Raw genomic sequence first — 5359 nt, 5'->3', positions numbered from 1 at the left:
GGGTTATTGGCTCAATTAATTTAAAATCGTCTTTGTTAAAAAATGACGTTAACCAGCTCATTAACTCCTGCGGGGTATTGCACATTTTAGGGTTAATTAAGACTTTGGGTAAATCGGTTTTAATGATGCCAATGATATACATAAGATTGCATGAAGAGGTTTAAAATGGTTTTGTAGTGTCGTATATCCACAATTTTTATTCCTTAAATTTACCATAAATTTATGAGTTGAAGAAATAAGGGTTTTGAGTTTAATTAATATTTACTTTAAAAGTAAATATTAATTAAATGATGTGTTCACTTGATTCATGCTCAATCTTTTCCCCTTTGTAGTTTTCCTTTTTGTTGCGTTCATTGAATAGGAGCATGGGAGGAAAGCATGAAAATATTGCTACTTCTTTTCTTTGAAATACAGTATCTTAACGCCCAAACGAAATTGTGATGTGAAAGTGGATAGCAGTTTTTCAACGGTTTTATGTTGGTTCGGGATGGGGCGTTGTAAGGCTTGTTCGTCCACAAAAATTAGATTGTGTCGCTCTTGAATTAATTCCCCTTTTTTATTGTACTGATTTTTAATCATGTGGCTGTTGTAAATTACATATTCTAATTCCTTATTATCCCAATACTTGAATCCTAATTCGTAGTAATGAAACCCTAATTCATAATTGGAAATTACCCATTCCATGTTGGAAAGATTCCATGCCACCGTGAACCAATAATCCGTATGCTCCTGTAAGTTTAACATTTCTGCTTTATAGGATTCAAGGATGTTTTCCCGTTCTTCGGGTTCTAAAAACGCTTCTAATACTTTTTTTATCTTCTCTTTTAATTCGGCTTTTTCATCCGCTAAATTATCAAGGTAAGTAATGAGATATTGCTCAATGTTTTCTTTGGTTGCTTTGGTATCGACAAAGTATTTATGTTTGTAATAGTAATTAAGTTCTACGGCAGGATTTCCGTAATTTACTAATTTATGGGTGCGTATATCGTATTGAGCGAAGGGTTTAAAGTCGTTCATGTACTCTTTTGAAATGTAGTGAATGTTTAAACCTTCGGGAGTTAGATTCACATTGTGAACGCCTGGCACAAGCTCCAATTTAGGCGTTTGGTCTAAACATTTTTCCAACGCTGCTTGGGTTTTCAAATACTCGACTTTATCAATGATTTTTCTGGCCATTGGAAGGTTTTTATTAATATTTACTTTAAAAGTAAATATTAATTTTGAAGGCAGCAAATTTATTTGAAAATTTACAAAAGTCTTACAAAAGGGGTTGCAACTCCCTTATTGGGCCAAAAATTACATAGCGTAGTGTAACGCTCTAAAAATCAAATATTTACAATTTCTGTTTTTGAGATTTTACAAAATGCAACTTGATGATTTTCAATTACTTGACTTTTTAGAGTCATTTTGATGAACATAGCCACCAATTGCGACTTTTCGATACCTGAGATATTGGTAAAGTGTCATTTTTGAAACTCCCATTTCGGTCGCTACTCCCTTATTGGGCCCAAAGTAAGATAGCATAGCGTAAGTCACTGAAATACAATACGTTATCTTCAAATATTTTATGAAGTTAATTTTGTAAATTATTGATTATCAATAATTTACATTTTGCTAAACTCAAATTGACATCATTAGGTTAATTTAGCTATTTTGTAGTGTTCATTACAAAATAGCTACGACTTTTATTTCTTAACCCCTTTGTAAATTTGATTATCTTTGTGGCGGAATTTTAATTAAATGCCTTTCGCTATGAATCCACAACCTCAGTATCATCCCATCGAAAATTTATCGCTTATCTCTCAGGTTATTAAAGGAAGTTTGAAGGAGACTCAGGGACTTACAAGCCTTCTCAATCAAACCAAGCACAAACCCGAAATTTTAGACGATACCATGATTAATCGGGCTATTAAACAGTATCAAGTTGGTTTAGATTTTGTGCCTATTTATCGGGAGCAACTTCGTAGGTGGCAGGAACTCAAACTTACGGATAGTCAAACTACTCAGGTTGTGGAACTTCAAAAAGATGTTGATACAATGCAGGTACTTTATTCCGATGGTTTGGCAATGTCTAAGAAAATGGCGGAGTTTACCATTGATAAAGTGATGGGTATGAGTGATATAGAATTAGCTTTAAAGGTCTTATCGGAGAGGGATTTTAAGGGTTTGTGATTCGCTTAAACTCTGTCCTAAATTAGCGTACAATTAGCACTAAATTAGCTACTTGTGGCTATTTTTTAATTTTTATCGTCTTTTGATTGGCTTAATAAAGCCCTATTTGTAAGAATTTTGCGGTTTAATTAATATTTACTTTAAAAGTAAATATTAATTAAACCGTTTTACGCCATTTATTCATCTTATCCTTTCCCTTTAAAATTGGGGATTCTTTGATAATCAGCGAGATACCTTCGGAATTCTTACAAAATTTCGATTTAGGATTCTTTCGGAATTCCTCTAAATATCACTAACTTTTCTACAAAAATTAGATTAATTTCTTGACCTTCTGAACCGTTGCCATGGCTACCCCTGCTACTTTCATGGTCGCCCGTATGCTGTTGCCCAACTGAAGGGATGCCACCACTTTTTTATGTCGCTTCAAAAATACCTTTTCGTCTTCTTTGCCTTCCTTTCGGCCAATGTGTTTCCCTGCTCTGCGGGCTTGTTCAATGCCTGATTTTATTCTTTCGGTTCGGTCTTCTTGCTCGGCTCTGGCTCTCTCACTCAGGAACATAAAAAGGAGCTGTCCTACGGGGTTGCGCTTGCCATCTGGCAATAAGGTATCAATCTTGAAATTATGGACGTAAATGTTAATGCCTTTCTCCGTCAGGATTTCTAAAACCTTTAAGATTTCAAAAGTCTTTCTGCCTAATCTCGACACTTCGGAAACCATCACCGTCTGCATCGCTCCCGTATTGGCAAGGGCTATGAGCCGTTGAATATCGGGGCGGTTTTCGTTTTTAGTATCTCCCGTTTGTTTACTAACAATTTCCTCGATGATGTCATAATCTCTCGATGCTGCCACATTTTTTAGCTCAAAAAGTTGGCGTTCAAAATCTTGTTGGTTTTTGGAAACTCTGGCTAATATGACCGCTTTCATGGGTTCAATTCATTTAATTAAAAGACCTTTGGCAAAGATAAAAGCGGAGCTTCTATGTACCAAATCTGGCTACTGCTTTCGGTGGTACACCAAACCCCTCTTTAAAAACCGTCTTCATTTCCCGTCAAGCGAATTTTTCCGCTTGATGTTTATTTTGGTACACCTTTTTACGGATTTTTAGCAAAATATCGTCTCTTTGTACTTCCTAAATTTGACTGATAAAAAGTGTTTTTTCAATTTATGAAAGCGAATAATTCACTTATAAAAACTGTTTTTTGAGGACTATTTTGCTCTATATTTCAAGTTTTGAGTCTTTTTTACAAAATAATTTCTCTTTTTTGCCTTCTCCAATTTTGACTGATAAAAAGTGTTTTTTCGAGTAAATAGGTCTTAAAACCATGTAAACAATGTTTACATAGCCACTTATAAAAACTGTTTTTTAAGATTTATTTCTCCTTTTCTTCTTCATAATTCTTAGCCGTTTTAGGGTTTTTCTCAACCATATAATCCAATTTAGCGTTTAATTCTTCTATCTTGTTGGCTTGATAATCTAACTTAACAGTATCTACATGAGGACTGGCAAAGTAAACCAGTAAGCCCGAAATCAACATTCCTATAAGAACGATATAAATCATTTTTTTAGTTGCCTTATGCAAACTATGTTCATTATTTAAAATTATTTCTTGGGGTAAATTTGCAAAATAGGTTTCTAAAAACTTCTCCGTTTTAGCCCTTATATCATAAAATCTAATAAAATAGGATGGCATCACATCTAACAATTCTTTTTGTTTTTTAACAATAGCTTGATGATTTTCCAATATGACACTCGCTCGTGCTTTTGCTTGTTGCTCTTGCTCTTTAATCATTCTCTGCTCTCGTTCTTCGGCTCTTTGCTCTCGCTCAATCGCTTTCTGTTCTCGCTCAATCGCTTTCTGCTCTCGCTCTTCGGCTATACGGTTAAGTTTCTCTAATAGCTCTAATTGGGTGGTAATTTTATTAAAAGCAATTACTAAGGGGTTTGCTTCTTCTTCTTCTTCGGGTGTTGTATCCATTGGTTCATATAAATTTAATGGTCTTACATTCCCCTGCTCATTCGGGGGGCTTGTCTGACTTGCTCTTTTTTAACTTCCTGTTTCTGCTCCTTCTTTGTCTCCTCTAATTTCTGGTCCTCGTTTGCTTGGTCGATGCGTTCTTTTTCAAGGGCTTGTTCCTCTTTCACTTCTTGGGCTTCTCGCTCCTGCTCCTTAGCAAACGATGGCGAAAGGCTCAATAGTTTTTGAGCTAAAATTCTTTCTTCTTCTTGCTTCTGGGCTTTCGCTTGGGCTTGTTTTTCGGCAGCTTGTCTTTCCGCTTCGGCTCTTCTCTCGGCAGCCTGTCTGCTCTTCTCTTGGTCGGCAACAAAAGACTTTTCAAAAGATTTTAGGCTTTGCAACAACAAAGCATTACCTATAACATTTTTAGGGCTTAAATCCCCTGGCGTTTCATGTAGTTTTTGATGGTTTGAAATACCCTGTCTGGATGCCTTGCGGTCTGCCTCAAAGAGTCCTTGGTTAATTCGCTCTCTGGGAGCTACGGTTTGACCTTCGGAAAACTCAACCTTGAATTCCTTTTCATAGAGACTCTTAAACGATTTATCCAACCACTCCTTCCGTTGCATTTCTCGGTCTTTCTTCTGGGTGGATAAAATCCGTTCGTTTACCAACAGATGCACGTGCTGATTCGTGATACCGTCTTTCTCGCCTTTGTGTACCACCGTTGTATAAATGCAATCTTTGATGGGCGTTTTGTCTATGATAGCTTGCACTCTATCAATACACTCATTCGGGCTTAACGAATTAGGCATACTCAAAATGTAATTCGTTCTCACCCTTGCATCGTGTCGCCCTCTAATTCCTAAATTCTTATTCCCTAATTTCTCATTCTTTTCTATTTCTTCCCAATGTTGCAAAATTTCTTCTTTATTATAGCCTTGTGGATGCTTGAAAGCCATACACTCGCCTTCACGTAAATAATACGCTACATTGCCATTTCCACTATGTGATACTTTTGCAAATCCTTTTGACATCGGAGTAAGCCGTCTGCAAGACCCCAAAGGAGCGTTGATGGAATGAAATGACATCAATGCGTATTTGGGCTATATTAGATTTTTTATCGTTTAACTTTTCAAATATACAATACCAATTTTTAATTTTTCAGCTCTTGTTAAAATATTTTTTATTTTACACTTTTTTATGCTAATATCACATAATATTTACTTTCTAT

The 5359-nt window shown here is 35.8% G+C and carries 5 protein-coding genes; 1 reads left to right on the top strand and 4 read right to left on the bottom strand.

Annotated features, from left to right (window positions below; translation table 11 throughout):
- Positions 1 to 390: 390 nt before the first annotated feature.
- The gene (locus tag AC1W31_RS20250) at positions 391 to 1176 is read right to left on the bottom strand and encodes a hypothetical protein (protein ID WP_481736317.1); all 786 of its coding nucleotides are present in this window, start codon (positions 1174 to 1176) and stop codon (positions 391 to 393) included.
- A 576-nt stretch (positions 1177 to 1752) separates the two neighbouring features.
- Between AC1W31_RS20250 and AC1W31_RS20245 the strand changes: the two genes are divergently transcribed.
- Complete coding sequence (locus AC1W31_RS20245; protein ID WP_481736316.1) at positions 1753 to 2172, top strand: hypothetical protein; 420 nt, start codon at positions 1753 to 1755, stop codon at positions 2170 to 2172.
- A gap of 310 nt (positions 2173 to 2482) precedes the next feature.
- Here the strand turns inward: AC1W31_RS20245 and AC1W31_RS20240 are convergent, their stop codons facing one another.
- The 3 genes from AC1W31_RS20240 to AC1W31_RS20230 all read right to left on the bottom strand — a co-directional run bounded on the left by AC1W31_RS20240 (position 2483) and on the right by AC1W31_RS20230 (position 5216).
- Positions 2483 to 3097, bottom strand: coding sequence for a recombinase family protein (locus AC1W31_RS20240; protein ID WP_481736315.1), 615 nt, complete (start codon positions 3095 to 3097; stop codon positions 2483 to 2485).
- A 446-nt stretch (positions 3098 to 3543) separates the two neighbouring features.
- Positions 3544 to 4149 carry a hypothetical protein gene (locus tag AC1W31_RS20235; RefSeq protein WP_481736314.1) on the bottom strand — a complete coding sequence of 202 codons (606 nt, stop codon included), beginning with the start codon at positions 4147 to 4149 and terminating at the stop codon, positions 3544 to 3546.
- A 23-nt stretch (positions 4150 to 4172) separates the two neighbouring features.
- Complete coding sequence (locus AC1W31_RS20230) at positions 4173 to 5216, bottom strand: hypothetical protein (RefSeq protein WP_481736313.1); 1044 nt, start codon at positions 5214 to 5216, stop codon at positions 4173 to 4175.
- Between the last annotated feature and the right edge of the window lie 143 nt (positions 5217 to 5359).

The sequence above is a fragment of the Arcicella sp. genome, assembly GCF_964672035.1.
Note: the sequence above shows the minus strand (reverse complement) of the source record. Positions and strands in the feature narration are given on the sequence as shown.

Bases quoted from the DNA above. Each gene is read 5' to 3' on its own strand.
- AC1W31_RS20250 (WP_481736317.1), bottom strand. From the start codon at position 1,176: ATGGCCAGAAAAATCATTGATAAAGTCGAGTATTTGAAAACCCAAGCA.
- AC1W31_RS20245 (WP_481736316.1), top strand. From the start codon at position 1,753: ATGAATCCACAACCTCAGTATCATCCCATCGAAAATTTATCGCTTATC.
- AC1W31_RS20240 (WP_481736315.1), bottom strand. From the start codon at position 3,097: ATGAAAGCGGTCATATTAGCCAGAGTTTCCAAAAACCAACAAGATTTT.
- AC1W31_RS20235 (WP_481736314.1), bottom strand. From the start codon at position 4,149: ATGGATACAACACCCGAAGAAGAAGAAGAAGCAAACCCCTTAGTAATT.
- AC1W31_RS20230 (WP_481736313.1), bottom strand. From the start codon at position 5,216: ATGTCATTTCATTCCATCAACGCTCCTTTGGGGTCTTGCAGACGGCTT.